This window comes from Variibacter gotjawalensis (assembly GCF_002355335.1).
GTDB classification, from domain to species: Bacteria; Pseudomonadota; Alphaproteobacteria; order Rhizobiales; family Xanthobacteraceae; genus Variibacter; species Variibacter gotjawalensis.
Window position 1 is genome coordinate 2,467,238 of record NZ_AP014946.1, and the last position, 24,887, is coordinate 2,492,124.

General features: G+C 61.8%; 33 protein-coding genes. 15 read left to right on the plus strand and 18 right to left on the minus strand.

What is annotated here, in order from left to right; genetic code table 11:
* Positions 1-793 precede the first annotated feature (793 nt).
* Positions 794-1,342, minus strand: coding sequence for an SH3 domain-containing protein (locus GJW30_RS11970; protein ID WP_245408495.1), 549 nt, complete (start codon positions 1,340-1,342; stop codon positions 794-796).
* 156 nt (positions 1,343-1,498) lie between these two features.
* Between GJW30_RS11970 and GJW30_RS11975 the strand changes: the two genes are divergently transcribed.
* The 5 genes from GJW30_RS11975 (at position 1,499) to GJW30_RS11995 (ending at position 5,955) form a co-directional block, all read left to right on the plus strand.
* A complete protein-coding gene (locus tag GJW30_RS11975) occupies positions 1,499-2,500 on the plus strand; it encodes a 2-hydroxyacid dehydrogenase (protein ID WP_096355597.1) in 1,002 nt (333 codons plus the stop codon).
* The gene (locus GJW30_RS11980) at positions 2,500-2,871 is read left to right on the plus strand and encodes a hypothetical protein (RefSeq protein ID WP_096355601.1); all 372 of its coding nucleotides are present in this window, start codon (positions 2,500-2,502) and stop codon (positions 2,869-2,871) included. Before GJW30_RS11975 ends, GJW30_RS11980 begins: the two co-directional genes overlap by 1 nt.
* Positions 2,872-2,949: 78 nt before the next feature.
* Positions 2,950-3,342 carry a RidA family protein gene (locus tag GJW30_RS11985; protein ID WP_157746745.1) on the plus strand — a complete coding sequence of 131 codons (393 nt, stop codon included), beginning with the start codon at positions 2,950-2,952 and terminating at the stop codon, positions 3,340-3,342.
* Between the two features lie 78 nt (positions 3,343-3,420).
* A complete protein-coding gene (locus tag GJW30_RS11990) occupies positions 3,421-4,407 on the plus strand; it encodes a Bug family tripartite tricarboxylate transporter substrate binding protein (protein WP_245408496.1) in 987 nt (328 codons plus the stop codon).
* A 21-nt stretch (positions 4,408-4,428) separates the two neighbouring features.
* Positions 4,429-5,955, plus strand: a complete 1,527-nt coding sequence (locus GJW30_RS11995) for an acyl-CoA synthetase (RefSeq protein WP_096358798.1) — start codon at positions 4,429-4,431, stop codon at positions 5,953-5,955.
* Positions 5,956-6,300: 345 nt separating this feature from the next.
* Here the strand turns inward: GJW30_RS11995 and GJW30_RS12000 are convergent, their stop codons facing one another.
* Both GJW30_RS12000 and GJW30_RS12005 read right to left on the minus strand, forming a co-directional pair.
* Positions 6,301-7,278 (minus strand): Bug family tripartite tricarboxylate transporter substrate binding protein, encoded by a 978-nt coding sequence (locus tag GJW30_RS12000; protein ID WP_096355605.1) that lies wholly within the window; start codon positions 7,276-7,278, stop codon positions 6,301-6,303.
* 2 nt (positions 7,279-7,280) lie between these two features.
* Entirely contained in the window at positions 7,281-7,589 is a 309-nt protein-coding gene (locus tag GJW30_RS12005) for a putative quinol monooxygenase (RefSeq protein ID WP_096355607.1), read from the minus strand.
* 158 nt (positions 7,590-7,747) lie between these two features.
* On the opposite strand from GJW30_RS12005, the gene GJW30_RS12010 reads away from it, so the two are divergent.
* Positions 7,748-8,722, plus strand: a complete 975-nt coding sequence (locus tag GJW30_RS12010; protein WP_096355609.1) for a Bug family tripartite tricarboxylate transporter substrate binding protein — start codon at positions 7,748-7,750, stop codon at positions 8,720-8,722.
* On the opposite strand, the gene GJW30_RS12015 is transcribed toward GJW30_RS12010, so the two are convergent.
* The 3 genes from GJW30_RS12015 to GJW30_RS12025 form a co-directional block, all read right to left on the minus strand.
* Complete coding sequence (locus GJW30_RS12015) at positions 8,719-9,513, minus strand: hotdog fold domain-containing protein (RefSeq protein ID WP_096355611.1); 795 nt, start codon at positions 9,511-9,513, stop codon at positions 8,719-8,721. The genes GJW30_RS12010 and GJW30_RS12015 overlap by 4 nt on opposite strands.
* The gene (locus tag GJW30_RS12020) at positions 9,513-10,487 is read right to left on the minus strand and encodes a hypothetical protein (protein ID WP_096355613.1); all 975 of its coding nucleotides are present in this window, start codon (positions 10,485-10,487) and stop codon (positions 9,513-9,515) included. Before GJW30_RS12020 ends, GJW30_RS12015 begins: the two co-directional genes overlap by 1 nt.
* Before the next feature lie 66 nt (positions 10,488-10,553).
* Positions 10,554-10,874: a PAAR domain-containing protein gene (locus GJW30_RS12025; RefSeq protein ID WP_096355615.1), complete on the minus strand. Its 321-nt coding sequence runs from the start codon at positions 10,872-10,874 to the stop codon at positions 10,554-10,556.
* A gap of 141 nt (positions 10,875-11,015) precedes the next feature.
* Between GJW30_RS12025 and GJW30_RS12030 the strand changes: the two genes are divergently transcribed.
* The gene (locus GJW30_RS12030; protein WP_096355617.1) at positions 11,016-11,294 is read left to right on the plus strand and encodes a DUF2277 domain-containing protein; all 279 of its coding nucleotides are present in this window, start codon (positions 11,016-11,018) and stop codon (positions 11,292-11,294) included.
* Here the strand turns inward: GJW30_RS12030 and GJW30_RS22690 are convergent.
* Positions 11,291-11,503 (minus strand): hypothetical protein, encoded by a 213-nt coding sequence (locus tag GJW30_RS22690; RefSeq protein WP_157746746.1) that lies wholly within the window; start codon positions 11,501-11,503, stop codon positions 11,291-11,293. The two genes, GJW30_RS12030 and GJW30_RS22690, sit on opposite strands and share 4 nt — an antisense overlap.
* Between GJW30_RS22690 and GJW30_RS12035 the strand changes: the two genes are divergently transcribed.
* On the plus strand, positions 11,493-12,365 hold the full coding sequence (locus tag GJW30_RS12035) for a Bug family tripartite tricarboxylate transporter substrate binding protein (RefSeq protein WP_157746747.1): 873 nt from the start codon (positions 11,493-11,495) through the stop codon (positions 12,363-12,365). The genes GJW30_RS22690 and GJW30_RS12035 overlap by 11 nt on opposite strands.
* Here GJW30_RS12035 and GJW30_RS12040 read toward each other — a convergent pair.
* Complete coding sequence (locus GJW30_RS12040; RefSeq protein ID WP_096355621.1) at positions 12,362-13,015, minus strand: DUF6498-containing protein; 654 nt, start codon at positions 13,013-13,015, stop codon at positions 12,362-12,364. The two genes, GJW30_RS12035 and GJW30_RS12040, sit on opposite strands and share 4 nt — an antisense overlap.
* A gap of 74 nt (positions 13,016-13,089) precedes the next feature.
* On the opposite strand from GJW30_RS12040, the gene GJW30_RS12045 reads away from it, so the two are divergent.
* The 4 genes from GJW30_RS12045 (at position 13,090) to GJW30_RS12060 (ending at position 15,264) form a co-directional block, all read left to right on the plus strand.
* The gene (locus GJW30_RS12045; protein WP_096355623.1) at positions 13,090-13,350 is read left to right on the plus strand and encodes a hypothetical protein; all 261 of its coding nucleotides are present in this window, start codon (positions 13,090-13,092) and stop codon (positions 13,348-13,350) included.
* 88 nt (positions 13,351-13,438) lie between these two features.
* The gene (locus GJW30_RS12050; RefSeq protein WP_096355625.1) at positions 13,439-14,215 is read left to right on the plus strand and encodes a DUF169 domain-containing protein; all 777 of its coding nucleotides are present in this window, start codon (positions 13,439-13,441) and stop codon (positions 14,213-14,215) included.
* 100 nt (positions 14,216-14,315) lie between these two features.
* Complete coding sequence (locus tag GJW30_RS12055; RefSeq protein WP_096355627.1) at positions 14,316-14,759, plus strand: lipid-binding SYLF domain-containing protein; 444 nt, start codon at positions 14,316-14,318, stop codon at positions 14,757-14,759.
* A gap of 142 nt (positions 14,760-14,901) precedes the next feature.
* The gene (locus GJW30_RS12060; RefSeq protein WP_130364423.1) at positions 14,902-15,264 is read left to right on the plus strand and encodes a hypothetical protein; all 363 of its coding nucleotides are present in this window, start codon (positions 14,902-14,904) and stop codon (positions 15,262-15,264) included.
* A gap of 3 nt (positions 15,265-15,267) precedes the next feature.
* On the opposite strand, the gene GJW30_RS12065 is transcribed toward GJW30_RS12060, so the two are convergent.
* From GJW30_RS12065 to GJW30_RS12090, 6 genes are all read right to left on the minus strand, one after another.
* Positions 15,268-15,555, minus strand: coding sequence for a DUF3303 family protein (locus GJW30_RS12065; RefSeq protein ID WP_096355631.1), 288 nt, complete (start codon positions 15,553-15,555; stop codon positions 15,268-15,270).
* Positions 15,555-16,316: an SDR family NAD(P)-dependent oxidoreductase gene (locus GJW30_RS12070; protein ID WP_096355633.1), complete on the minus strand. Its 762-nt coding sequence runs from the start codon at positions 16,314-16,316 to the stop codon at positions 15,555-15,557. Before GJW30_RS12070 ends, GJW30_RS12065 begins: the two co-directional genes overlap by 1 nt.
* A 26-nt stretch (positions 16,317-16,342) precedes the next feature.
* Positions 16,343-17,809, minus strand: a complete 1,467-nt coding sequence (locus GJW30_RS12075) for a right-handed parallel beta-helix repeat-containing protein (RefSeq protein WP_096355635.1) — start codon at positions 17,807-17,809, stop codon at positions 16,343-16,345.
* Positions 17,809-18,075 carry a hypothetical protein gene (locus GJW30_RS12080; RefSeq protein WP_130364425.1) on the minus strand — a complete coding sequence of 89 codons (267 nt, stop codon included), beginning with the start codon at positions 18,073-18,075 and terminating at the stop codon, positions 17,809-17,811. Before GJW30_RS12080 ends, GJW30_RS12075 begins: the two co-directional genes overlap by 1 nt.
* Positions 18,076-18,143: 68 nt before the next feature.
* Complete coding sequence (locus GJW30_RS12085; protein ID WP_096355639.1) at positions 18,144-18,905, minus strand: SDR family NAD(P)-dependent oxidoreductase; 762 nt, start codon at positions 18,903-18,905, stop codon at positions 18,144-18,146.
* Between the two features lie 112 nt (positions 18,906-19,017).
* Complete coding sequence (locus GJW30_RS12090) at positions 19,018-19,470, minus strand: hypothetical protein (protein ID WP_096355641.1); 453 nt, start codon at positions 19,468-19,470, stop codon at positions 19,018-19,020.
* 87 nt (positions 19,471-19,557) lie between these two features.
* Here GJW30_RS12090 and GJW30_RS12095 point away from each other — a divergent pair, with 87 nt between their 5' ends.
* Together GJW30_RS12095 and GJW30_RS12100 are read left to right on the plus strand one after the other, a co-directional pair.
* The gene (locus GJW30_RS12095; protein WP_130364427.1) at positions 19,558-19,911 is read left to right on the plus strand and encodes a hypothetical protein; all 354 of its coding nucleotides are present in this window, start codon (positions 19,558-19,560) and stop codon (positions 19,909-19,911) included.
* 160 nt (positions 19,912-20,071) lie between these two features.
* Positions 20,072-21,043 carry a tripartite tricarboxylate transporter substrate binding protein gene (locus tag GJW30_RS12100; RefSeq protein WP_096355645.1) on the plus strand — a complete coding sequence of 324 codons (972 nt, stop codon included), beginning with the start codon at positions 20,072-20,074 and terminating at the stop codon, positions 21,041-21,043.
* A 9-nt stretch (positions 21,044-21,052) separates the two neighbouring features.
* Here the strand turns inward: GJW30_RS12100 and GJW30_RS12105 are convergent, their stop codons facing one another.
* Complete coding sequence (locus GJW30_RS12105; RefSeq protein WP_096355647.1) at positions 21,053-21,739, minus strand: cupin domain-containing protein; 687 nt, start codon at positions 21,737-21,739, stop codon at positions 21,053-21,055.
* A gap of 240 nt (positions 21,740-21,979) precedes the next feature.
* On the opposite strand from GJW30_RS12105, the gene GJW30_RS12110 reads away from it, so the two are divergent.
* Entirely contained in the window at positions 21,980-22,405 is a 426-nt protein-coding gene (locus GJW30_RS12110) for a hypothetical protein (RefSeq protein WP_096355649.1), read from the plus strand.
* 259 nt (positions 22,406-22,664) lie between these two features.
* On the opposite strand, the gene GJW30_RS12120 is transcribed toward GJW30_RS12110, so the two are convergent.
* The 3 genes from GJW30_RS12120 to GJW30_RS12130 are packed head-to-tail and all read right to left on the minus strand — an operon-like array spanning position 22,665 to position 24,794.
* Positions 22,665-22,949 (minus strand): osmoprotectant transporter permease, encoded by a 285-nt coding sequence (locus GJW30_RS12120; RefSeq protein ID WP_096355653.1) that lies wholly within the window; start codon positions 22,947-22,949, stop codon positions 22,665-22,667.
* A gap of 58 nt (positions 22,950-23,007) precedes the next feature.
* Complete coding sequence (locus GJW30_RS12125; protein ID WP_096355655.1) at positions 23,008-23,658, minus strand: hypothetical protein; 651 nt, start codon at positions 23,656-23,658, stop codon at positions 23,008-23,010.
* Positions 23,655-24,794: a 5'-methylthioadenosine/S-adenosylhomocysteine nucleosidase family protein gene (locus tag GJW30_RS12130; RefSeq protein ID WP_157746748.1), complete on the minus strand. Its 1,140-nt coding sequence runs from the start codon at positions 24,792-24,794 to the stop codon at positions 23,655-23,657. The genes GJW30_RS12125 and GJW30_RS12130 overlap by 4 nt, the downstream gene beginning before the upstream one ends.
* Between the last annotated feature and the right edge of the window lie 93 nt (positions 24,795-24,887).

Genomic DNA, 24,887 nt, shown 5'->3' on the forward strand with positions numbered 1-24,887 from the left:
GCGACGCGCGCCAAGGCAAACCGATCACAGGGATACGTGGGTCCCGGATAGCCTTGCTTGCTGTGCAAGCGCGGCTTCCGGGATGACGCCGGAGGGTGCAGAATGGCAATTTCCAGAAAATATTCCTTGACATAAATTCCTATATCCCTCATATCAACCCCACACCGGCGCGAGGGGATGTCTTCCGGAGACAGACCGTTAGGCAGCCGGTGGACGGCACCTGCGGCTGAGCTTGTGACTCAGTCCCGGGCGGTTGGGAGACATGGGCCGCCTGGCACTAAGACCAGGCGTCCGACGGTGGACCGGGCGGAAATCGGGACACTTTCGGGCTTTGGGCAATACCCACCGCAAGCGCGTCGGCGTTGCGTATGCCGCCGGTCGCGTGGAGAGCCGTGCGGAGCGCCGGTTGGCGTAGCGTCCCCCAAGGGACGCTGCCGTATCCGCGAGATACGGCTCGCATCGTTTCGCGCCCGCCGGCGCTCCGCTCCCCTCATCTTTTCGAGGAGAGCGTCTCGCAAACCTCGGGGCGTCATCGCTCGCGAGAATGCTGCGGGCTGCACGCATCTAGGGCTATTTGAAATCCAGAAGTCTAATCCGTCATGGTGAGGAGCAATGCGAAGCATTGCGTCTCGAACCACGACGGCCGATGCGTCGCCGCTTGCTCCGGGGCCGTCGTCCTTCGAGACGCAGGCGATGCGTGCTCCTCAGGATGACGGGCAGGCGTGCGAGTGTGAAACTGAAGATCGAATCTGAAATCAACGCGTTCGGTCGCCGCGTTGAATCACTTTCGCAGCTAGTCGATCTTCTCGTCCGGATAAACACCGAACAGGCGATCCTGCACGATCCAGCCGTCGAAACCTTGGCCGGTCAGACGGCACCACTTGCCGTCACACTTCTTCACCTGCGCAACCACGCCGGCTTGCAGCTTGGCAACGACAGCGGTCGTCGCGTCCGCCTTGTAGTGGAGACTGATCAAACCTTCGGGATCGTTCTGCCGCGCGGTCGTCACCGCCGTGCGTTTTCCCGCAAGCATCGAGTGATAGACCCAACCCTCGGTGCCTTCCCAATCGCGAATGCGGCGCCAGTTATCCGACTCCGCCGTGATTTCGACCGGCATTCCGGAGCGCGTATAGATCCACGTGACGTCGTGGTCGCGCGTCGGTCCGCCGCGCACGTTGACCTTGTCCGATTTCAGACTGACGAAACGCGGCACCGGCAAACCGCTCACCGGGCCCGCGATCGAACCGGTGGTGAGCGGATCGCGCGCATGAGTCGGCGCGGCGGCGAGCAATGAAAACCCGCAAAAAGCGACGTTCAGGGCAATGACAATAGACTTACGCAACGCAAAATCCCTCTTAAGGCAAGGCTTTGTGTTCGTTAGGCCATCTGGTAGAGAAGTCCGCATGGGGCTGACCGGATGGCTGGCTTCCTAATTTGGTCCTAGACGGTTAATTCCGCCTGAATGCCGGCGATTTCCGGTGCGGCGGCGAGGGTGGAAATGGCGATTCGCAAGCGGCCCCTGGTGGTGGTGACGCGGAAACTTCCCGACAGCGTCGAAACGCGCATGCGCGAACTGTTCGACGCGCGGCTCAATCTCGATGACTCGCCGCTCTCCAAGGCGGCCTTGATCGAAGCCGCAAAGCAAGCCGAGATCATCGTTCCGACCGTCACCGACAAGATCGATGCGGCGCTGATCGCGGAAGCCGGCCCGCAGCTGAAGCTGATCGCCAACTTCGGCAACGGCGTCGACAACATCGATGTCGAAGCGGCCGTGAAAAAGGGAATCGCGGTCACCAACACGCCGCGCGTGCTCACCGAAGACACCGCCGACATGACGATGGCGCTGCTGCTCGCGGTGCCGCGCCGTCTCGTCGAAGGTGCCTCGGTGCTCATCTCGGGGCAGGAGTGGACCGGCTGGTCGCCGACTTGGATGCTCGGTCACCGCATCTGGGGCAAACGTCTCGGCATCGTCGGCATGGGCCGCATCGGCCAGGCTGTCGCGCGCCGCGCCCGCGCGTTTGGGTTGCAGATTCATTATCATAACCGCCGCCGCGTACCCGTTGAGATCGAAGAGGAATTGGAGGCGACATATTGGGAGAGTCTCGACCAGATGCTCGCCCGGATGGACATCATCTCGATCAACTGCCCGCACACGCCCGCGACGTATCATCTGCTGTCGGCGCGCCGCCTCAAGTTGATCCGGCCGGAGGCTTACGTCGTCAACACGGCACGCGGCGAAGTGATCGACGAGAACACGCTGACGCGCCTCATCGAGGCCGGCGAGATCGCCGGCGCCGGGCTCGACGTGTTCGAACATGAGCCGGCCGTGAACCCGCGTCTCGTCAAACTCGCCAAGGCCGGCAAGGTCGTGCTGCTCCCGCATATGGGCTCGGCTACCGTCGAAGGCCGCGTCGAGATGGGCGAGAAAGTCATCATCAACATCCGGACCTTCATGGACGGCCACAAGCCGCCGGATCGCGTCCTTCCTTCGACACTGTGATGCGCATGCTTGCTCGAATTCTCTGCGGCGCCACACTGGCGCTCACCGTAGTCTCGCCGCTCGCCGCGCAGCCGATGACGATCGACCAATTCAAGGACGAGCTGGTCGGTGTCCCGCTCTGCGGCACGCCGGGCACCGGCGCGCTCGAGGGCAAGGCTCTCTGCGTCGTCCATTTGCCGGACGGCACCGTCATCGTCGCCGGCGGCGGCATTCTGACCCGCGGCGTATGGGAAGCTGACGGCGACAAGGTTTGCCGTCGCGGCAAGGAAGACCCGCTGGAGCGCCGTCGCTGCGTGACCTACGAGAAGACCGCCAACGGCTATAAGAATTCCGACGGCGTCGAGGCTTGCATCGGGCCGTGCGCGAAGTAGCCTGACCTGAAGGCATGATCCCCGAAAAGTGGGTACCGGTTTTCGGTAAGGATCATGCCCAAAAAAGGGGAGGCTGACATGGGCGCAAAGTTTCTCAATCCTGACGGTATGTCGAAGCCGACCGGCTACACGCACGTAGTCGAGGTGAGCGGCACCGGCCGCACGATCTACATCGCGGGCCAGCTCGGGCTACGGGCAGACGGCAGCCTCGGCGAAGACTTCCGGACCCAAGCCGAACAGGCCTTCAAGAACCTCGAAACCGCGATGGCAGCCGTCGGCGGCGGCCTCGAGCATATCGTGAAGGTCACGTATTTCCTCGTCGATATCGGCTACCTGCCGGTGATGCGCGAGATCCGCAACCACCACTTCACCAAGGGTCCGCTGCCGGCGAGCACGGCGGTCGCTATCACCGCCTTGGCGCTGCCGAGTGCGGTCTTCGAAGTCGAGGCCATCGCCTTCATCCCGTCGTGAACACAGGCGGCCTTGTCCTGGCCGCCATCATTCGTCACTCTTTGCCCAACCCGCCGCCAAAGGCGGGATACAAAAGGGATGACGCTCATGAGGATGAACCGGCGGTCTGTGTTGGCCGGCGCGGCGGCAACGCCGCTCGCAATGGTGGCTGCGCCGTATGTAGCGCGCGGCCAAAGCGGAGTGATCAAGCTTCTGGTCCCATTTCCGCCCGGCGGCTCGGTCGACCCGATCGCCCGTATGGCGCAGCCTTCGTTGCAGCAGCGCCTCGGCCAAACCGTCATCGTCGAGAACAAGCCGGGCGCCTCGGGGAGCATCGGCGCCGCGCAGGTCGCGAAATCGCCGCCGGACGGCACCACGTGGCTGTTCGTGTTCGACACCCATGCGGTCAATCCGGTGCTGATCCCGAACATGCCGTTCGACAGCGTCCGCGATCTCGATCCCGTCATGTTGATCGGCACCGCGCCTTACATTCTCGCATGTCATCCGAGCCGCCCCTGGAAGACATTCGCCGACATGGTCGCCGCCGCCAAAGCGAAGCCCGACACCATCTCGTTCGGCAGCGTCGGCTCCGGCAGCATAGGGCATCTCGCGATGACGCAGCTCGGCAAGCGCGCCGGCGCGCAATTCGTCCACTCGCCCTATCGCGGCGGCGGCCCGGCGATGAACGATGCGCTCGGCGGCCACATCGACTCGATCTGCGGCTCGGCTGCGATCACGGCGACGCAGCTCAAAGCCGAGAAACTGCGCGGCATCCTCAGCACTGGCGCCAAACGTATGGCGGCGTTCCCGGATATTCCGACCGCGGCCGAAAGCGGCTTCCCGGGCTTCGAAGCCTATGCGTGGTGGGGCGTCTTCGCGCCCGCCAATACGCCGAAGGAGATCACCGATAAATTCGTCACCGAGCTTCGCGGAGCATTGCAGGAAGAGCGCGCTCAAAAGCAGCTGTCCGAAACGTTGCAGGTCGATATGCGCCTCGGCGGCCCGGACGAGTTGCGCACATTCTTTGCCGAGCAGATGCGCGTCTGGGGTGACGTCGTGCGTGAGAACAACATCAAGACCGACTGATAGGAGGCCATGATGGAAGGCGTGATGATCAGCGGCGAGCGCAAACTCGCGCAAGCCGAACTGATGGCGAATGCGGCACGTGCCGCCGGAGGTTTCGCCAAGCTCGGCCTCACGGAGGGGGATGCCGTCGCGCTGATGCTGCGCAACGACTTCGCCTTCTTTGAAGCCGCGATCGGCGCGGCGATCAGCGGCGCCTACGCGGTGCCGATCAACTGGCACTTCACCGAGGACGAAGCCTGCTACGTCATCGCGGATTGCGGCGCCAAGGTGCTGCTCGTTCACGCCGACCTGCTGCCGGCGATCGAGAAGGGCATCCCGCAAGGCGTCCACGTTCTCGTCGTGCCGACCCCGCCGGAGATTGCTGCCGCATACGGTGTCGCGCCGGAATACTGTACGGTCCCGACGGGCCGCACGAATTGGGACGACTGGCTGCCGCAGCAGCCGGCATGGGGGGAGCCTCCACGGCGCGCGCGCACCAACATGATCTACACGTCCGGCACGACCGGCCGCCCCAAGGGCGTACGCCGCGAACCGCAGACGCCCGAGATGCAAGCCGCGATGGGCGCCATGGTCTCGCAGATTTTCGACATCAGGCCGGGCGAGAAGATGCGCACGGTGGTGACCGGCCCGGTCTATCACTCGGCGCCGAACCTCTACGCGTTGCAGGCCGCGCAGTCCGGCGGCCTCGTCATCCTGCAGCCGCGCTTCGAGCCGGAAGAACTTTTGCGCATGGTGGAGGAGAACAAGATCACGCACCTCCACATGGTGCCGACGATGTTCAATCGTCTGCTCAAGTTGCCGCAGGAGACACGCGAGAAATACGACCTGTCATCATTGAAATTCGTCGTCCACGCGGCCGCGCCGTGTTCGCCGCACGTGAAGCGTGGTATGATCGAGTGGCGGGGTCCGATCATCAACGAATACTACGGCGGGACTGAAACCGGCGGCGTCACGTTCCACACCGCGCAGGAGGCCATCGCCAAGCCCGGCACCGTGGGCCGCCCTATCCAAAACGGTGTCGTCAAACTTTTCAAGGCGGACGGCACCGAGGCCCCCCAGGGGGAGGTGGGTGAAGTTTACTTGCGCATTCGCGGCTTCCCGGACTTCACCTACAACGGCCTCGATGACAAGCGCCGTGAAGTCGGCCGCGAAGATTTGGTGACGATCGGCGACGTCGGCTTCATCGACCCTGAGGGCTATCTCTTTCTCTGCGATCGCGTACGCGACATGATCATCTCTGGCGGCGTGAACATCTATCCGGCCGAGATCGAATCCACGCTCATAACGATGCCGGGTCTGCGCGACTGCGCGGTTTTCGGGATTCCAGATGATGAGTTCGGCGAGTCGGTGTGCGCATATGTCGAGCCGCAAGATGACGTGACGCTGACAGCCGAAGATGTCCGTGGCTTCCTGCGCGGCAAAGTCGCGAACTATAAAATCCCAAAGGTCGTCGAGATCGTCTCCTCGCTGCCGCGCGAGGACTCCGGAAAAATCTTCAAGCGCAAGCTGCGGGCGCCGTACTGGGAAGAGGCGGGCCGGCAAATCTAAGCCGCAAAAGAAAAGCGCCGCAGAAACTGCGGCGCTCTGAAAGAAGAGGCCGACTTTCGCCAGCCTTTTACGCGATCACTTAGCCCTTGGTGATAACCGGCTTCTCAACAACCGTGTTGGCGCAAGCGGTGAGGCCAACAGCGGCGAACATGGTGAGCGCCACGATCAGGTACTTCTTCATTCCGAATCCCCTAAGCCGCCACGATAGCAGCACGGGTAAGCTACGGAGAAACTCAACCTCCGGTATAGTGCAGCCGTGCAACACCTGGTGTTATTTAACTACAGGGACAGCGCTTTGTAGTTTGAAACCGTCACAATCCGAAGCCCGACAGAGGCGGATAGCGGCTATTGCACGGAGATCTTGGCATCGCGAATGACAGGTCCCCAGCGGTCCATCTCGGCGCGAAGGTGCTCGGCCAAGCCCCGACCTGAGGACCCGACGACCACCAAACCGAGCTCCTCCAGCCGTTGGCGGACGAACGGCTCGCGCAATACCGCCATCGCGTCCGTGCTCAAGCGCTCGACAATCGGCCTCGGCGTCGCCGCCGGAGCAAACAGGGCGTACCAAGCCGAGACATCGAAGCCGGGCAGGGCCTCGGCGACCGTCGGCAACTCCGGCGCCGACGGCAGACGCTCGCGGCCGCTCACCGCTAAGCCGCGCATCTGCCCTGTGCGGATCTGCGGGAGCATCGCGCCCGCCGTGTTGAACATCATATCGATGCGGCCCGCGATGAAATCGGTCAACGCCGGCCCGGCGCCGCGATAAGGAACGTGCGTCATTGTGATCCCGGCTGTGCGGCAGAATAGTTCGCTCGTCAGATGCGGCGAGCTGCCGATCCCGGATGTCGCGTAAGTGAGTTTGCCGGGGCTCGCTTTCGCGAGCGCGACGACATCCGCGACGCTTTTGGCCGACGACGAATTCGGCACCGCGAGCACGTTCGGAAACGTCGCGATCAAAGTGATCGGCGCAAAATCTGCGACCGGATCAAACGGGATCGTCGGATAAATGAAGCGGTTGATCGCAAAGCCGATCGACGAAAACAGGATCGTGTAGCCGTCGGGCTCCGAGCGCGCGACGACTTCGGTGCCGATATTGCTGCCGGCGCCGCCGCGATTTTCGATGACGACTTGCTGTCCCCACATCTCGGAGAGGCGCGTCGCGAGAATGCGTCCGACAGCGTCCGTGCCGCCGCCCGGCGGAAACGGCACGACGAGCCGCACGTAGCGCGACGGCCAGTTCTGTTGAGCGGAAAGACGCGACGTAGCGGCAGGCACGAGCAGCGAGCCTACCGCGCCTGCGACGACGCCGCGCCGCGTTATCATGATCAGGCCGGTGAGAGAACGTGAATGACGCGGCTCGCGAGCATCTCCTTCACCTTCGCCGCGTAAGCAGCCATGTGCGGAGCGGCGCTATGCGCTTTCAGATCGTCGACACTGTCCCATTTCTCGACAACCACGAAGGTGTCGGGACCAAATTTCGTTTGAAAGCTGCCGAGGCCATCGGCGTCGACCGTTGCGCCGTATTCAATGCAGCCTTTCTCGGCATGTACGGCCGGCACGTTCGCGTTGAAGGCTTTGAGGACCGTGTCGCGCTGACCGGGTTTCGTCGTGATAATTGCGATGACGTGGATCATTATTCCTCCCGAGTGGTTGTTTCTGTTCTTGTTGCGGAGAGCATAGCCATCGTTCGGCGACCGGCAACAGGGTGCCTGCGGCATAGCCGACATGCGCGGTTGCGAGCACTGGCGAAATCGTTAGAGTCGGCGCCAACGAACAAAAATCGGAGGAAACGATGATCGATCGGCGCGCATTTCTCGCCGCTTCAGCGCGGCTCGGCGCGATCGCCGCATCGGGTACGGCGCTATCCCAAGAGGTTTATCCCAATCGCCCGGTGCGCTGCATCGTGACGCTCGCCGCCGGCGGCGGTCTCGATTTCGTCGCGCGTGTTTGCGCTGATGCGTTGTCGAAAGATTTCGGCCAGCAATTCTTCGTCGAGAACCGCACGGGAGCCAGCGGCACGATCGGTATCGAAGCCGCGATCAAGAGCCCGCCCGACGGCTACACGGTGCTCATCACCAACGACAATCTCGTGTCGTCGCCCTTCGTTCTCGGCCTCAAGGAGGAATTCCTCCCGCAGCTGATGCCCGTGAGCCTCGTCGGCAAACAGCCGCAGGCTTTCGCGGTTCATCCGAAGCTCGGCGTCGGCACCGTGCAGGAGCTGGTCGCTCTGCTGAAGAAGACGCCGGATCTCTCATGTGCGACGTCGGGCGTCGGCTCGCAGCAGCACATCATGATGGAGTGGTTCGCGAAAACTGCGGGCGTGAAGATGCAGCACACGCCGTATCGCGGCGCCGGGCAGGCGATCAACGATCTCGTCGCAGGTCACGTCGGCATCGCGTTCCTCGGGCCGGCAGCCGTGCTGCCGCATCACGCGGCGAAAACCGTGAAGATCATCGGCCAGACCGGCGAGACGCGTTCGAGCGCGATGCCGGATGTGCCGACGCTGATCGAAGCCGGCTACAAGGATCTCGTGATGGACGCATGGTTCGGCGCATTCCTGCCGCCAGGCACACCCGCGCCGATCCTCGAGAAACTCAACGCCGCGTTCCGCAAGGCGCTGAGCCAGCAAGGCACGATCGACAATTTCAACAAGACGGCCGCGTCCGCCGAAGGCACAACGCCGGAAGAATTTCAGCGTCTCGCGAAAGCGGATGCCGAGAAGTTCAGCCGCCTCGTGAAGGAACTGAATATTCGCGCCGCAGGCTAAGCCGCGACGAGCTGGCGTGGCCTGTAAATCGCCGAGTGGTGAACGCGCGCAATCACGCGTTCGCCGTTCGCGACGACGATTCCGTCGAGATCGACAAAGCGGTGACCCTTGCGATCGTAGTTGTCGGCAACGCGCGCCCGCACACTGAGCGTATCGCCGACGCGCGCTGCGGCGAAATGATCGGTCGCCGACGACACGTGAATCCACGGGCCGAGCACGACATTGTTCTTCAGCGCCCAATTGAAGAGCCGCGTATAGAACCCCGGATGACACAAGCCTTGCGATGCGTAGATCGTCTCGGTCTCGCGGATGTCGCCGAGATAAGCCGCGAGCGATTCAGCCGTGATCGTGACCGGCGCGATGCCGAGAAGGCGGCCGACTTTAAGCGTCTCCTCGTCGGCCGGTGACCGCTCCGCCACGAGATCGACGGCTTCGTAATCGGTCAGCTTCGGTGTCGGCGCCGAGCCGAGAAACGCTTCTCCGGTCGCGCAGAGATCGCCGCGGCTCACCGCCGAAAGTCGTAGGTGGCCATCTTCCAACTCCGAGGCGACGGTCGTCTTTTCGCCATCGTACACGGGCTTGAGAAACCGCGCCGACATCACGCCGCGCTGCAGGAATTCTTCGCCGAATTGGAGCAGGGGCGCGCGCGTCATGTAGGCGTAGACGTCGACGCCGGGAACGAGACCGCCCGCAAAGCCGAACTTCTGCGCGACCGTATCGTCGTGCATCTTGTTCTCGGATTCACGCGCCGTGTTGAACGCAATGATGTCGTAGGGCTCGACCGTGGTCATCACTTTGCGTCCTTGAGCTTGGTGCTGGCGACGATCTTCTCCAGCGCGGGCTTGAGTTCGTTCATCTGCTTCTCGTCTCCGGCCGCGACGAGGCGGATGTAGCTGTTGGTCGGGCTGACGCCGAGATAATGCACGAAGTGCCGCTGCGCGCCGCCCGCATTCGTGTTGGTCCCGCGAACCACGTAGCCGCGCACGCCCGCAAACGGCATCTCGCTTTTGCTGGTGATCTGCGCGGCCTGATAGCCGCGCGTGTGCTTCAACAGTTGTTCGGAAGCGTTATCGAGATTGCCGAAGTCGATCGGCGCGCTCGCCTGATAAACGACGATCACGTTCGGCTGTGTGTCATTCGGATCGGTGTCGAGCGGGCCGACTGTCAGCAACAAACCAAGCCCGCCGATCGTATCGACCGCGCGATACGGCTCCGCGATGTTGATCGCGAACGGCAGCGTCGCGATCTTTTCGGAGATCTTCGGCGCCGCACCGAGCGCGACGGACTGGAGCATCGCCTTGACGTTGTCGGCACCGAGCTTTTCGCTCTGCGGCGCCTGCACGGTCATCAGCACCGTCTTTTCGCCTTTGTAGAGCGCGACCCATTTGTCGAACGTCATGCCGCCGACGGCTTGCGTGCCGCCCGCAAACGGAACCTTGCCGGCCGGCGTGTCGATCGTTTCGAGCGATTCGATCGCGACCTGCTGGCGCGCGAAATTCGCCTTCACGGTTTCGAGGTCTTTGAACAGCGTCGAGATCTGATCGTAAGCGACCGGCGGAAACTCGACGATCAGCACGCTCGCTTTTCGCGCTTCGTCATACAGCCCGGAAAACTGGTCGGAGAGTTTGAAGCTGGGCGGTGCGGCGAGCGTGACCGTCGTGCCCGGAATGGTGATGCGCTGTTGTGCGAACGCGCGCGAGGAGAGTGGTGCGATTGCGATCACGAAAACGAGAGCACACGCGGCAATACGGCGAAGCAAAGTCATCAAGCATCCTTCCACGTCTATTCAACGGCCTAGCAGGTCGCCGTGACGGGGGAAAGATAGCAATGCCTAGCAGGAAGCCCCATCGCCCGTGCGGGCAAGAGGTTTGCCGTTGACGTATACGTTGGTCGCACCCTGCACGACGACGCCGCAATTGGTCCGGTCGCCGACGCGCGCTGCCGGCTTGCCGCCGATAACGACATTTGAGGAGCCCTCGACGACTTGGCCGCCGTTGCCGGTCGCATCGCCGGCGCGTGCTGCAGGCATGCCGCCGACCGTCACACCGGTCGCGCCTTGCACGATCGGCGCAGGCTGCTGGGCAGGCGTTTGCGCATAGGCAATGCCCGCGAGCGAAGCTATGGCGGCTGCAGCGATGATCGTACGGCGCATTCTGTCGATCCTTCTCGAAAGACGGCGTGAACCTCGTCGAGATTTACGGCATCAGAATGGCACTAAGGTACAGCCGGCCGCAAAGCGATACGCTGACGAAGAGGCGTTTCGACCTTATATTGGAGAGTAACGGAGGTAAAAATGTGCCGTAACATTCGTACGCTGTTTAATTTCGACCCGCCTGCGACCGAAGACGAGATCCGCGCGGCGTCGCTTCAATTTGTCCGAAAGCTGTCGGGTTTCACGCGGCCGTCCCAGGCAAACACCGAACCGTTCGAGCGGGCCGTGGACGAAGTCACCGAAGCAGCACGCCGCCTGCTCGACGCGCTGCAAACCAACGCGCCGGCGCGCGACCGCGACGTCGAGGCCGACAAAGCGCGCGAACGCTCGCGTCAACGTTTCGCACGCCCGGTCGCCTAAAAGCCGGGATTCCCGGCTTCCGTTTCGCGCGCAAAGCGTGCAAGCATGCGCGCCACAAAAAAAGAACCCACGGGGAACACCATGGCGCGCATCGGACGCAGGACTTTCAGTAAATCGGCCGGCTTGGCAGTCGCGGCAGGCGCATTGCCGCGCTTGGCAGCGCCGGCCTTCGCGCAGTCGAAGTGGCCGGATAAGCCGGTGAAATTCATCGTTCCGCTGGCACCGGGCGGCGCCATTGATTTCGTTGCGCGCGCGTGCGGGGAAGTGCTGTCCCGCACCCTCGGCCATCAGATCGTCGTCGAAAACCGTACAGGTGCGGGCGGCACTGTCGGCATGAACTCCGCGATGGAGAGCGCGCCGGACGGCTACACGGTGCTCATCACCAACGACAACGCGGCGAGCGCGCCGCATATCCTGAAGCTGCCGCACGATTACACGAAGACGCTGGTGCCGATCATCGATCTCGCGCATCAGCCGCTGGTGCTCGGCGTGCATCCGTCGCTCGGCGTGAACTCGGTCGCCGAATATGTCGCGCGCGCGAAGAAATCTCCGGCCGTCGGGTTCGGCAGCTCAGGCGTCGGCTCCAATCAGCACGTGCTCGGCGAATGGTTCGCGCGCGAAGCAGGCGTCAAGCTCGATCACATTCCGTATCGCGGCGCCGGGCAGGCCGTGAATGATCTCGTCGCGGGCCACGTCGGCTCGGCGCTGCTTGGGCCGACCGCGCTGATCAGCCACCATAAGGCCGGTACGATCAAGATCATCGGTCAGTCGACCGCGACACGCGCCCCGACGCTGCCCGATATCCCGACGCTGCAGGAAAGCGGCTACAAGGATCTTGTGCTCGACGTTTGGTACGCGGCTTTCGCGCCGCCGGGCACGCCACCGGCGCTCGTCAAGGAACTCAACGCTGCGCTCGAAATGTCGCTGAAAGATCCGAAGCTGCGCGAGAATTTCGAGAAGGGATCGCTCGAGCCGATCGGCGGACCGCCAGAGAAACTTGGCGAACTCGCCCGCGCGGACTCGATCAAGTACGAGCGCTTGATCCGCGAACTCAACATCCGCGCCGGCTAAGCCCGCGCGACGCGCGCCAGAAGATCGAATAGCGTCTTCACGACGATGATAATGATGAGAGGCGCCGTCGCGCCCTCCGTAGACAACCATGCGCCGAAAATCAGCGCGCACTGCGTCAACACGATCCGGGCATAGAGACCCATAACGAGCCCGCCGACCGCGTCATTGTCCTTCGGTGGCGGAGGCGGCGGCCGCATCTGAGTGTTGAAGCTTGCCGCGATGCGATCGACGAAGGCCGGCCGATAGTCGCCCGTTAGCGCAATGAAGCCGCCTGACACGAACGCGATCAAGAGCGCGATCCAACCGCCGTCCGGCAGCACGCTCCACTCGACGCTTGCGGGCCGGTTGCGCGGGAAGAGCGAGAACAGCACGGCGAGATGGGCGAATATGAACGCGCCCGCATGCAGCGCGAAGAAACTGATCATATTCCAGTAAGTGCCGGCGGTTTTCTTCCCGTTGATCTCGATCGTGCCGAGATACTGCACTGGCAGAAACCTGATCCGGATCAGCGTCCAGAACGCCAGGATGAGCGTCTCGCACCAGTAGAGCAGCAGAAGCTGGAACGCGTCCCAACCCCAGTACATCAGTCCGTAGAGCGGAACGAGGTTGTAGGCCGCGAATGGTAGCGCTCTCAGCAGTCGCCAGGTCATCGAAAGGGCGTCCGATTGGCTTGTTGGCAGGTCTTGTGCGACGATAGGTAAATTAAACCGAAAGTAGGACTCCAATGGCCGACAAAGACAAAAAACGCGACCCGGCCAGCGGCGCCGCGCTTTATGAGGCCGAACGCGTTGCCTTGCTCGCGCGGACCGAGAAGTTGCGCGCGCTGCGTCTTGCACGCGAAGCCGAAGAGGCCGCCAACGCACCAGTCGTCGAGCCGAAGGTCAAGACCGTCAAAGCCAAGGGCACTGCTAAAAAGAAGAAAGAGCCAGCCGGGAAGCTCTCCGATTGGATGAAGTCCCGGAGCGACAGCGGGCATAACAGCTAGAGGCATTGTCGGCGCGACATTCCGAAATCGCGCTGTATTCGAGCGGTAGCAAACTCTAGACTCGGTCCCAAAAGCCGGAGACCGAACAATGACCTACGACTGGCCGACGATCGTCGATGACCTCAACGCACTGCTGAAGCTGCGCTCGATCCCGTTTGGAATGAAAATGTTCGAGCGCCGCGCCGAGATGGAGGCGATCGAGCGCATCCGCCGGCCGCAGGCCGTGCACACGCTCGATCAAGTTGTCGGCCAAGCCTCGCGTCTTGGCTGGACCGTCGGCGTCACCGCCGATGACCTGGTCGGCGCGCAGTGCCGCGCTGTCGTCGGGCTGGGCAACGCCAAGACTCCGGAGTGGCAATCCGGCGCGCACATGAAAGGCGTCTGGTTCGAAACGCTCGACGATGCGAGCGCGCACCAAGCCGCGATGCATTGCGTTCCGGATGGCAAATACGATGCGCTGGCGGTCGGGCCGCTCGCGTCCGGCAAGCTTGATCCGCCGGACATCGCGCTATTCTACGCAACGCCCGGCGCGATGATTTACTTCATCAACGGGCTGCAATGGTCCGGCTACAAGCGGTTTGACTGGAGCGTTGTCGGCGAGAGCGCCTGCGCCGACTCGTGGGGCAGGGCGCTCACCGAGCGCAAGCCGAGCTTATCGATTCCGTGCTTCGCCGAGCGCCGCTATGGCGGTGTGCTCGACGACGAGATGTTGATGGCAACGCCGCCCGACTATCTCGTCAGCGCCATCACGGGAATGAAGGCCTTGGCCAAGAACGGTTTCCGCTATCCGTTCCCGCAATACGGGATGCAGAACGACGTGCGCGCCGGCATGGCGCGCAGTTATCCGGGACGCGCGGCGCCTTGAATTGCGGGTGTCACAAAGATGGAACTTTTGCAGACATTAGGGCGTTGGCGTAGGTAAAATCGAACGGGGCCGCTGTCGGCCGGGAATAAGGACACTCGTTATGCGAATTCTCTCCATCGCTCGCGCGGCGCTCGCCGCATTGGTCATGACGGTCGGCGTCGGCGTCGCTTCGAAGGCGCACGCGGATAGCGGTCGCGTCTATATCTCGGTCATCAAAGGCGGGTGGGTGATCGGCGCGTCGGCGGGTAGCGGAACGCTGACCTACAAGGGCCGCAAGTATCCGCTGACAGTGGGCGGCGTGAGCTGGGGCCTTGTCTTCGGCGGCGCCAAGACCGACCTCGTCGGCACTGTCCGCAACATCCGCCGTCCGTCCGACATCGCAGGCGTTTATGGCGCAGCAGGCGCAGGCGTTGCCATCGGCCCGGCCGGTGGTCGTGTCGTCGAACTCGCCAACGAGAAGGGCGCGGTCCTGTCGCTGCGCGGTCGTCAAGTCGGCCTGATGGCGGACATCGATCTCAGCGGCATGGCTATCGGCATCCAGTAAGCTTTCAAAGCTTTGGCGCAAAAAGGCGCGGGAAACCGCGCCTTTTTTGTGTGCGGGCCTTTAGCTTGCCTCGCTTCTGTCCGTTTCCCCGTTATCTTCCCGCTGCCTCCGATGTCGGACGCTAATAAAAATGGGAATAACAATGAGCGAGACAGCCACCCCCACGCCTGCCGCGACGAGTCCGAAACAAAGCCGGCTGATGCGCTGGCTGGGCGTTATCACCAGCGTGATTTTCTTGCTTCTCGCCATCGTCAAAGTGAGCGAGTTCTTCTTGCTCCCGTCCTGCGATTCTTCGCGTTCGACCGGCGCGATCAAGTCGATCTTCAAGGACAAGAATATCGGAGATCCGACGTTGACCAATACGCGTGCGACGACGGGCGCCGCAGGTGAAAACACCTGCATCGCCGACTACGCGCTGCCGAACGAAAAGGGCGAGCTGACCTATCGCGTTTACTGGGAAAGCTGGTCGCCGAAGGTGATGATCACCAAGGCCGACACGAAGTAAGCCTCATGACCGCTGCGCCGCGAGCGCTTTGAGCGCCGCGTCGCTGTCGATGAGTGGATAGGTGTCGAATTGGGCCGGCACGATGTCGGCCCATTCGTTCAAGATCCGATGCAGCGTGTCGTTGTCCGGCACGTCGAACACCGCGATAATGCCGCGGCCGACGCGCGCGTAGACGTGGCGACAGACGCCCACGTTTTGATACTTGGCGATCCACGGCCAGAACGTTTGCCGCGTCGCAGCCATGTCGCTGGGCCGATCCGGCCGTGGGTTCGAGATGACCAGAAACAACATCAGATCGTCCTGTATCCGCCGTCGGCCATCACGATCGATCCAGTGACGTAAGCTGAAAGATCGGACGCGAGAAACAGCGCCGGCCCGACGATGTCCTCCGCAGTGCCCAAGCGGCCGAGCGGCGTGTGATCTTGAAAGACTTGCACGAGTTCGGGATGGTTTGTGCGCGCGTTGGCGTTGAGCGGCGTCGCGATGAAGCCCGGGCCGATCGCGTTGACCCGGACACCGTGCTTGCCGAGTTCCGCGCCGAGAGCGCGCGTGAAACCGAGGACGCCATGCTTCGATGTCGTGTAAGCGGCCGATCCCGGCGTGCGCACGTGTACGAAGGATTGGATCGAGCCGATGTTGACGATCCGCCCTTTCGTCTCGATCAGCGGCGGCAGGAAAGCCTGCGTCACGTTCATCACGCCGGTGAGGTTCACCGCCATGATGTCCTCCCAGTCTTTCGTGAAGACATCGGCATCGCCCGCGAATGGATTGCGCCGCACGATCCCGGCGTTGTTGACGAGGATCGAAACTTTTCCGATGTCCTTCGCGACTTTGGCCGCGAGTTCTGCGCACGCGCTACGGTCGGCGACGTCGAGCGGAAAGCTGCAGCCTCTGTCTTGGCCGACATCTTTGGCCGTTTCGGCGGCACCTTCGACATTCAGGTCGACCGCAATTATACGTGCGCCTTCGCGCGCAAAGCCGAGTGCGATCGCGCGTCCGATGCCGGAGCCCGCACCGGTGATAAGCGCAAGATGTCCGTCGAGCAAAGCCATGGCTTTTCCGTTTGTTGTTCTTCTGTCTAACGGATTTCGATCGGCCCGAGATCGCCACTGATTGCACGCGGCGTGCCGTTACGATCGGTTTGCGCTTCGAACAGCACCGGCCCGACGTTGAGGAATGGCGCACCGGCGGCGGGAGTGAAATCGTTCGGGTTGCGACCCAAGCCGACAGGAAAGCGCACGAACCACGCCGGCGAGAACTCGGCTATCGCCCATTCCAGCGTGTTCGGCGTGCGCCCTTCGACTTTGCCTGAGACGTAGAGATTGTTGCGGAAGACGTTGCCGGTGGACGACTTATCGGCCTCCATCAAGACGGCTGACGGGTTCGAAGCGACCGCGTTGCCGGCTTCGCGCATGCCGATGATGACGTTATTCGCGAAGAGATTGCGCGACGCTTGATTGACGAACTGCACGCCATGCCGCCCATTCGTGATGAACAGGTTATGCACGATGACGTTGTCGCTCGACGATAACTTCGGATTGTCGGTCTCTTGCCAAAAGCTCACATTGTGCCGGACCTGCGGCCCGAAGATGTTGTTGCGCACGATACTGCGGCGAACGCTGGTGAAGTTCGGCCCGACATTCGAGTGATGGAAGTAGTTGCCGTCGACGAGAAAGTAATCGCTCGCGCCTTGCCCGCCTTCGCCTGTCCCGGCGTAAGCGTCGCAGCGCGGATCGTTGAACGCAATGCCGACGTCTTTGCAGGTTGAAGCCGGATCGGCGTTGATCTGAAAATCGCTGGAGTCGTTACTGTAGGTTTCGTTGAAGCGAACGATGTTCCAATCGCTGCCGTTCGACAGATAGATGCCGTGACCATCGCCGGATTTCGCGCCGTAGGCGAGCAGGCGCTCCCACACGGCCCACGACGATGCGCCGGAGAAGAAAGGATCATGCGTCTGATCGTGACCGATGCAGTTCACGACCGCGATGCCGCTCGCGTGCTGGCTGGCCGCATAGTCATTGCCGACCGTGCGCACGCCATACTTGCCACCGACGAAAGCGAAGCCATCGACGGCTATATGGCTCGCGCCCTCGAAGTTGAAACACGTCTGCCGGCCGGAGCCGCAGCAATTGATGATCGCTGCGAGCGAACGATCTTGATTGCGCTCGCCGTAAAGAACGATCGGCGCATCGTAGGTGCCGCTCTTGTCTCGATCGAATTCGAAGCAGCCGTCGTAGCGGCCGGGCAGGAACGTGATCTGCGTGCCGGGCGTCGCAGCCGCGATTGCGGCTTGTGGGGTTGTCGGGGCCTCACGCGTCGCGCCGTCGCCACGCGCATCCGGCGCGACGTAGATGATGCGCGAGGGTTTCCAGCTCGCATCCGTGTAGTAACGATTGAAGCGTTCGGCAAAGCCCATATAGAGCCCGCCGCGCGAAATCGCCGGCTGCGTCACCGATGTCGGCGGCACAGCGTAATTCGGCATGGGTTGCGCGAGCGCGGACGAGGCGACGAGCGTCGTCGCAAAAGCGAGAGTTAAGCGACGCATCAGCGGCGACCGGCTTGGCGGCGGCAGAGCCGATGCGCGGGCGGGAAGCTGCGTTCAAGTTCCGTGATGCCGAGCGGCCGGCGATCCTCGACGAACTCCATCATGCAGCCGCAGTAGCGCTGCAGAACGCGGCGCTTCTCTTTGGTCGGGATGCGGAGTTTCACGCAGCTCTCAATCCAGGCCCGGTCTTTCGCGGTGAGCTTCGCGGCTTGCGCGGGAGAAAGTCCGAAAGTGGCGATCAGTCCACCGAGTATGATCCAGCGCACCACAGGCTCCTTGTTATTTTGTCGCGTAAGTCTGCCGGGCGCAAACGCGTTGCGCAAGCCGGGCGCGGTCAGCCGAAGTCTTTGCGAAATGTCGGCAGGCCGATGCCGATTGCGTCGAACCCGCCATCGACCGCCAGGACTTGGCCCGTGATGTAGGACGCGCGCGGCGAACAAAGGAAAAAGATCGCTTCGGCAAGTTCCTCTTCGAGACCGTAGCGGCCGAGCGGGATCGCGTCGTGATAGTCAGCGCGGATCGCCGGCGAATGGACAGCCTTCGCCATAGCGGTGTCGACAGGCCCGGGCGCGACCGCGTTGACCCTAATACCGAGCACCGACAGTTCCAGCGCGAATTGTTTGGTGAGGTGTTCGAGCGCGGCTTTCGACGTCCCATAGGCAACGCGCAATGCAGAGGCGCGTAGGCCCGAGATCGACGTGATGTTCACGATCGCGCTGCCGGGTTGCATCAGCGGCACGCAGGCTTGCGTCGTGAGGAATGGCCCCGTGAGATTGACATCGAGCGTCCGCTGGAACTCCGCATGCGATGTTTCGAGTGCCGGTTTGAACACCGCAACTCCCGCGTTGTTGACCAGCGCATCGACCGCACCGAAACGCGCTTTCAGCTCGGCGACAGCCTGTGCGATCGCGCGCGGATCGCCGAGATCGCAATGGAGCGCGAGCGTGCGTTCAGGCTCGCCAATCGCTTCAAGACTGCGGGTAAGTGTCTCACGCTCGATATCGAGCATCGCGACGGAATAGCCGTCGGCCAGGAAACGTTTTGCGGTGGCGAGGCCGATACCGCGCGCGGCGCCGGTGATGAGTGCGATGCCCATGAATCAAAACTCGGATGACGTTGCGGAGATACTTCACGTTTGACGGCTGCAGCACAACCGCGCCGAAGACCATCGTCGCCGCGACTGAATGAGTATTCGCCACGCTTCGCACCTACGGCGGCGGCTCAAATGGGGACTCGCGTGGCATCCGCGCGCGAACGTCGGCGCTGAAACGGATAAATTGTCCAGTCTCGATATCGATCAGGAACGCTGCGTCCGGCGGCGCCAGATGCGCCAATGCGCTACCGATGAACCGCAACGCCGGCTCATCGCTGCCGCCGATCGCCGCGATGCTGAGCGCGGATCTGTAGGCGTCGTCTAGCGGCTCGGCAGCAACATCCGGGTCTGCGGCTCTATCGTAGGAATAAAGCAAAAACGCGCCGCTGAAGCCCGGCACTTTCGACACGATCATAAACTCATCGGGAATCGTGCCGTTGATCACGAACGACCCTTCGTTGCGCTTCGGCAAGAAGTGTCCTGGAAATAACGCATCGAGCGATGTCGTCAGGGCATCTATGTTCGTCTCGATGAACCCATCGAAAGTCGCCACCCAGCAATAATGCATGTCGGAATACCTGAAATAAAACCAAAGTCGCGATTGCAATGTTCTCTATTTGTTCTTATAATGGTTTTATTGTCAACCGGGTTTTTTATGAGCGCTCATTTGCAAGCCATCGTGGGCGGATATGCCGAGCGAGCTGTTTTGTCGCTCGTGCATGCCAAGGGCCGCGTTGACATTTTCTCGCGATCGTTGATCGACATCAGCGTGCAGACGCACACCACGTTCCTTCTCGAAAATAGGCAAACATATTCGGTGAAGTATCTTCACGTGCTGATAGAGGTCGATGCATCGGTTTCAGCGCTGGCAGGCGCCCTGACGTATCAGGTCGTCGGTGAGCCGGTCGCAGTCGTCGTGGCCGGGAAGGTCATGACGTCTCCAGTTATCCGTGAGCCGCTTTGGGGGAAAAGGGCTATCGATTTCTTGCTACGAACTCTCGGAAGCTGAGGAGCTCGTACGCAGTTTGCACGCTGTGTGGCGGCGGCCTGTGCTGCGCGTCGTGTGACGCGGCGCGTCACCTAACACCCTGGCCAAATGCGCCTCTCAATGCCAAGCTCTTCCGAAACCCGCGCCGGTCTCAACGGACGCGGGGCCAAAGGAGGAAGCCATGAGGCGTCGCCGATTTCTGGCCGGTGCGGGCGCGTTGCTGCTCGCGCCGAGTGTCGTGCGCGAAGGCTTCGCGCAAACATACCCGGCGCGGCCCGTGAAATTCATCCTCGGCTATCCGCCGGGCGGCGCGACCGACATCACGGCGCGGCTGATGGCGCAGTGGCTGACCGAAAAGCTCGGCCAAACTTTCATCGTCGAGAACAAGCCGGGCGGCGGCACCAACATCGCGGCCGACGCGGTCATCGCGGCGCCGAACGACGGCTACACATTGCTCGTCTCGACGCCCGCCAACGCGATCAACGCCTCGCTCTACGAGAAGCTCAACCACGTCTTCGTCCGCGACACGATCCCGGTCGCGGGCTTCCTGCACTATCCGAATGTCGCGATGGTGCACCCCTCGGTGCCGTTCAAGACGATCCCGGAACTCATCGCTTACGCTAAGCAAAATCCCGGCAAGGTCAATTGCGCGTCCTCCGGCAACGGTTCGACGCTGCACATGTCCTGCGAACTCTTGAAGATGATGGCCGGCATCAACATCACGCATGTGCCGTATCGTGGCGCTGCGCCGGCCGCGACCGACCTCATCGGCGGCCAGACCCAGATGATGTTCGACGCGATCGCGACCGGCGCGCAGTTCGTGCGCGACGGCAAGGCCGGTGGCCTTGCCACCACCGGCAAGGAGCGCGCCGAGGTGCTACCGAACACGCCGACCATCGCGGAATTTCTACCCGGCTACGAGTCGACGTCGTGGTTCGCGCTCAATGCGCCGAAGGGCGCGCCGAACGAGATCGTCGAGCTGCTCAACCGCGAGGTCAACGCAATCCTCGCGACCGAACGAACGAAGCAGCGCTTCGCCGAACTCGGCTCGAAGCCGCTGCCGGGCTCGGCGGCGGATCTCGGCCGCCTCATCGCGGACGAAACCGAGAAGTGGGCGAAGGTCGTCAAATTCGCCGGCGTGAAGGTGACTTGAGCGCGGGCTTTAAACGCGCGTACCGCCGACCGAGATGAACGCCATCAGGCACGGCTCGGTCAACGGATTGCGCCAGCGATGCCGCGTTCCGTTCTGCACGATCGTGTCGCCTTGGCGAACATGGATCTTCTCGCCGTCGTCGAGCTCCAGCGTCATCTCGCCGCGCACGACGATGCCGTAGTCGATCGTGTCCGACGTATGCATGCCGGGCGCGCCGCGCTCCATGACGTCGCCCATGCCGGGCACCTTGTCGTTCAGCTCCTTCAGCGCGCTTTCGAGTGTGACGCCGGGCGGCGGCTTCCAGCCTTCCGCCCGCCGTGGCGGATACGTGATCAGCCGAAACATCGTGCCGCCCGGTCCCGGAAACGCGATCGTGCCGTCGAGCATCGGATCGGGCTCGAGGCCCGTGATCTTCGGAATGCCTTCGGTCCGGTAGAGTTCGTAAAAGGTCAGCCCCGGGCTCGACTCGATGTGCACCACCTTGGTCGTGACATCGAACGATTTGAACACCGACTTGCCGGCGGCGTTGCGCCCTGTGAGCGCGCGCTTTGGCGGCGGCAGATCGTCCTTCGCCGCTGCGGGGCTTACGAAGGCGGCGAGCGCGCCGCCGCCCAGCATCGCGGAGAGTGTCTGCAACAGCCGGCGCCGATCCGCGCCTGCGGGCTTCGTTTCTCGCGACCACCAGGCAAGCTTCATCGTCGTCCTCCGCTGTTGTTGTTTTTATTGCGCTCGCGTTTCGTCGCGCCGCGATGCGCCGCGTTCATTAGGGGCGGGGCGGAAAGCCCCGGCAACTAGACCTTAGGTCTACGGCGAAAGGCGCAGACGGGCGGTCGGTGTGCGGTGCACGCGCATGCGACCAAAGCCCAATTGTGCGGGTGTTGGCCGAGGCGGATGATTTCGCCGCCGGCCGGAGAAGCCGGTCCCGGGAGAAGAAACATGCCGGATAGCATTGCGGTCGTCGCGCTCGTTCTTTTGCTGCTTCCGATGTTCTATTTCTTCCTCGCTTCGCCGGCGTTTCTGCTGGTGACGCTCGATATCCGCTCTGTCGGCCTGCTGCTGCGCGGCATGTTCAGCGGCTATCTCCTGGCGATGACGATCGCGGGCGCGGCCGGCGCGCTCGCCTTCACGCTGGAAGTCCGATTGGGCCCGGCCATCGCCTTCGCGCTGCTCTCGGCGCTCGCCTTCTATTCGCGCCGCTGGTTTTTGGCGCAGATCGACGCGCGCCTCGACGAGAAGGAAGCCGGCGATGCGAATGCAGTGCGCCGCCTGCGCCGTCTGCATGTCGGCGGCATGCTGAACAACGCGGTGCAACTCGCCGCCGTCGTCGCTTGCATTCCGTACATCGTCGTCATGCCGGGGTGATTGCTGTATCGTGGCGGCATTGCTCATTCGGTTGCCACGAGATTTGAGATGGACATCGCGATTGCGCGCGAGATGGCGTGGGTATCGAAAAGTATGACCGCTATCTTGAGCCGCGAACTTTTTGCACGAGCGCCGTAGCCCGGATGAAGCGCCGGGCGCGAAGCGCGCGGGCGCGCAATCCGGGACAGCACTTGCGATTGTCCTCGTCCCCGGATTTCGCACGCGGCGCAAAAGCGCCGCTGCTTCATCCGGGCTACGATCAATTCCAGCGCGGCTGCGCGATCATGAGGATGAGGAAGAAGAGGGCGGCGAGAAGCCCCGGCACCGCCAGGAGGCCGAGCAGCACGAGCGCCGCCGCGCGCTGTCCGTTGCGATGGAGAAAATAGCCGCCCGCCGGCACGCCGATCACGACGGCGAGCAATCCCGCCCATAGCCCCGCATTGAACGACGACACCGTCCCGTCGCTCAATCCCCAAATGAAGAAGAACACCGCGATGGCCGCGATGAGGAGATTGATCGCGAGGAAGATGCGGTAGGTGATCATGCTCCCAGAAAAGATTTATCCTATCCCGTTGTCTGGCTCTGCAGCACGCAGCCCGCTCTCATTTGCTTGATTGCCCACCGATCAATTCGCGCACTAAATCGGTCGCCAGGGTTAGGCCGCGCGCTGTAAGTGTAAATCCAGATTCTTTTGAACCGGATACTTCAGGCGAAAACTCTTTCAAGTATGCGGCAGAATTGTTGCTGTCGTAAGCGTTGTAGTGCATGCAAGCTTCTTTAAGCTGGTCATGAGAAATTCGAGCCACACCAGTGCCTAAATACGCGGCAACACCTTTCAGCAGCATCACGTTTCGCATGCGCTCGCGCTTGCTGCGGCCAGGAACAGAGCGAGCAACGAGATCAATTTCTTCAACACCTAGACTGAAAAGCTTCTGAAGACTCTTGGTGTCGAGGTCGTTTCGTTTAATCCACCTCAACGCTACCGCGTTTATTCCGTCGGTGTCATCGCTATGTTCCTGCAAAGGAGGCGAAGTTGCGAAACTCGTCTGCGACGGCCCTTCTTCGCTAGCAGGAAGAGAAACGGCCGTATCGCGCGCTTCAGTGATTGGACTCAAATCTAATCCAAGCAGCTCCGACGAGTAGCGTAGGACGCGCAGCCGAGCCTGAGGGTCTAGGGTCTTCAGCGCAGCGTACACCGCACTAATCGCCTTGATCTCCGGTGGTTCGCCTGCGATCTTTTCGTCTGAAGTCATCTTTCACCTCGTTGAGGATTTGGCCAAAGCGCATCCCATTCTGAGCGCAGAAAGTCTGTAGCAAATTGAGCTGCTGTGAACGCTGCGTAAAGTTGCCATGAATCAGTTTTCTCAGCGGCAAAATCGCAGACAGCCTTAAACGAAGCCATTCGCGGTTTCGGGTCAGGGGACTCATGGCATGCTCGATAAACTGCATAAGTTTCCATCTCGACGCCGACGAGTTTTCTCCAGTTCTTCGTTATCTCTAGTACGCGCGAAGCATCATCAATAACCTGGTCTGCAGCACCAAGGGGACCGATGTGAAGACGGTTGGGCGCCACGGGGAGCGTCCCGTTCCAACGCTCCCTGATACGTTGAAAAACAGCAGGATTGCTTGCATATCTTTGGAGTACGCTACGTAGACGAGCGTTCAAGCCAATCGGATATGGATCAGGAAGAAACTCTCTAATGCCATCAGAGTCTACGACCTTCCCAGAGTTATAATCCACGCTTGGATCCGCAACTAGGACGTCACCAAACTGTTTTCCGCCGGATCTGGTACCAGCGGCTATACCAATCATTACAACGAGCCGTGGTCGGAATTGCATGATTAATTGAGTGGCTGCAATCGCCGCTGCGGTTAAACCCATTGAAGTTGACGCGGTAGCGACAACCCGCAACGCTTTGCCAGACTCTGTCTTTAGAACGGTTTCTCTGTAAACATGCGCGTACCGAGCATCGCCAACCTCGTTCCACGCCGACGCACCACCGAAAGCCTCTCTTACCGCGACAAACTCTGGCTGCTCTAAGGCGCAAACGATCCCGATATCAGAATCAAAATCCTGGGCAGAAATTGCGACAGGCAACGGCAGGCCGCTTTGTGCTCTCAAGCGACCAACACCCTCTGGTTTGAGGCGCCAGCGAATAGGTGGGCCACGCTCAGCCGGCTCTACGTACGCAGTATACTTGCGCAATGAGCCGGGAACATTGGCCGGGCCTTTGGCGCCCAAGTGCAGTCTAATGCGATCATTGATTTCTCTGACTGTTACCGACCTCGTGTCCCCGCCGAGCGAAAAAAGAGCGGCAAGGATCACATATTGGTCGGTGCGATCGCGAGGCTTCGCCGCGCTCAAGATCGTCGAGAAATTAGAATCCAAATCTGCTCCACCCATCGAATATTTACGAATATTCGCGAGGAGAAGAAGTGGTTTGTCAAGCGATTGATAGTAGCGGGGCAGGAACCTCGCTAC